1 protein-coding gene and 1 pseudogene are annotated in these 2,637 nt (G+C 40.5%); both read right to left on the reverse strand.

The genetic code is table 11. From position 1 onward, the window contains the following. Nucleotides 1-538: pseudogene (locus IQ229_RS23440) on the reverse strand (ATP-binding protein); the annotation flags it as partial. Nucleotides 539-923: 385 nt separating this feature from the next. Beyond that, nucleotides 924-2,399, reverse strand: coding sequence for a pentapeptide repeat-containing protein (locus IQ229_RS23445; protein ID WP_194047884.1), 1,476 nt, complete (start codon nt 2,397-2,399; stop codon nt 924-926). Nucleotides 2,400-2,637: the final 238 nt, after the last annotated feature.

Here is a 2,637-nt window from a genome sequence, read left to right on the forward strand (position 1 = left end):
GTTCTAAATATTGTCGTAACTGACCGCGAAGTTTGGGGCTATCTTTAGTTTTGGCGGTAATCTTGGCAATACCTACAGATAATTCAGCCTCAACCCCAATATCTAGCGGCGTTTGCAAAAACTCTGAAATTTCCGTAAATAGATTTTTAAAGTATCCTGGCTTGAGGTTAATCTTGATTGCTTCCAGACTTTGACTCACCTCACGAGCTACTGCTAATAAAATATCTGTAACATCAATATCAGCCATATCCAGGCTTTGGCTAGACTCAAAATAAACCACATGAAATCCCTGCTGCTCTAACTCTGCCTTTAGCCGCAGTAATTCAGTGGATTTGCCACAACCGATATGTCCAGTAAACAATTGACAAGTGGGTTGCTCAGGTGAAAGGCGGGTGATAGTTCGCCCAAGTTCTTCAATAATCTTGGCACCACGCACTTTAGAAAAATCAATATAATATTGTCTATCCTCCGGTTTACTCACGACCAGAGTTTTACTGGGGTTGCAAGCTTGAAAAAACCTGACTAAATCTAGTTTCATCACAAATTACCCGAAATCACCTTAATGCTCTTGCCCATTTCAGTGATTATACAGACGATAAAGCGGCTATTTCGGAAAAAATTTCTTCAGATTGAGTGATTATTTTTGTCTGTTTAATTAAACTTAGGTGAAAACTGTAAAATATAGAGCCACTTCTTGGAAGTATTAGCTACTCTCATCTATTTCTTGTTTTTCGCTAAATGAATAAACAATTCAATAAATAAAATTAGAACTATAAACAAATTTCTTGGTATGTCTGTGTTGTTATCAGACATAGCTTTCATCTTCTTCATCTCCAAAATTGTTACGGAGATTTTTGGTAAAAACTATAGCACTAAGTGAAAACGGTAGAATGCGCCTAAATAACGAATGATGCTGCGATCGCTTAACCCGATTGCCGCCAATGTGTCGGTGCTTCGATATAATCAGGTAGGCGAGTGGTGCGATCGCCAACTGCCTCTCTAATCTGATGCAACTCTAAATTTTTCGCTCCTGTCAAAATAGTTCCTTCCAATTTGACATCATTGAGATTAGCTTGTGAAAAGTTAGCTCCCATCAGGTTTGCCTGAGTCAGGTTAGCTTGATAAAAGGTTGCTCTATAAAGGTTTGCTCCAATCAAATTAGCCTGATACAGGTCAGCTTCCGTTAAGCTAGCTTCTGAGAGGTTGGCAAAATATACTTCTGTTTGGTGGAGTTTGGCTGCATTCAAATTAGCCCCAGAGAGGTTAGCTCCATTTAAGTTAGCCCCACAGAGGTTAGCACCAATCAAACCCGTTTGCTGCAAGTTGGCTTTACCCAATTTTGCTCCTTGTAAATTAGCTAAAAACAACTTTGCTCCAGAGAGGTTGGCAGCTTTTAAGGTCGCTTGTTGCAAGTTAGCTTTATAAAGGTTCGCCCCTTGTAAATTAGCTGCACGCAGACTTGCACCAGAAAGGTTGGCTGAACGCAGGTTGGCTCCAGAGAGGTTAATACGATTCAGGTTAGCCCAACAAAGGTTGGCTCCATATAAACTAGCTTTTAGTAATTTGGTTTCATAGAGAATAGACCTAATGAGTTTAGCGCCACTAAGGTCACATCCACTCAAGTCAGCCCCACGTAAATCAGCCCCACTCAAGTCAGCCCCACGCAGGTCAGCTTGTTGCAAGTTAGTTTTTAGCAGGTCTGCTTGTCTAATGTCGGTGTTACGTAAATCAAGTTTTTGATCTTTTGGGTCTTCGAGTAAATTACGCCTACCGATAACAGTCAGGGCTGCTTGAATATCGGTGCGTATTTTGGGGAATTCTTCATGGAGATTTTGCTCCAACTGCGGCGTTGGACGCGACCCACTTCTACGCCTACTTGAGTAAATTGCTCCTTGATATTCCGGCTTTTGTTGCTCGCCTTTTACGTGCTGGATAGGCGCATTCTCTCGCACAAAGGCAGTGAGAATTTCCATAATTGTCCAGTGTTCTTGAGGAAAATCCTGAGCAACCCTTTCTAAAGCGTAAATTGCACCTGTCCGGGTTTCAACCTTTTCATGCCCAAGCTGGGCAATTGCGCCCATAAAGCGTTCTGCAATCAATCTGTCTTGATTGAGCTTGGCATTTTGCAGGCCAATTTCTAAGTTTTTCTCAGATGCGATCGCACTCTTCTGCATCGCTTGGGCACGCCTTGCTGCATAATAAGTATTAAACATTGCTGCCGATGCCAGAAAAACTATTGCAGTAGTTGTTAAAGCTTGGTTTCTATACTGGATTTTTTCTTGAATTGACAACTCTTTAATACTCGACAAGGCGAAGAAAATTACAGTCAACGAGCAGCCAAATATAGCTGTTAAAGTTATCAACCAATTCAAAAGAGCGTCTGTCTTTTTAGAAGACATGGTAAAAATTTTCCTTACAACCTAGAATTATTACTTAGATGTTGAGGAAAAATAGTATAGCATTTAGCAGAAAATTATAATAGGTGTCAAAACACTCATTGAACTAAGCAATGATATCGAATATACTTTTACATCACGACATAAAGAAACGCTTCCGCTACAAGAATTACAAATTACGCTGGGAGTAGGAAAAAATTTTCGTTGGCTTGCATTCTACCCCTTAATCCTGTCCCTTTAG

The sequence above is a fragment of the Nostoc cf. edaphicum LEGE 07299 genome (assembly GCF_015207245.1).
Classification (GTDB): domain Bacteria; phylum Cyanobacteriota; class Cyanobacteriia; order Cyanobacteriales; family Nostocaceae; genus Nostoc; species Nostoc edaphicum_B.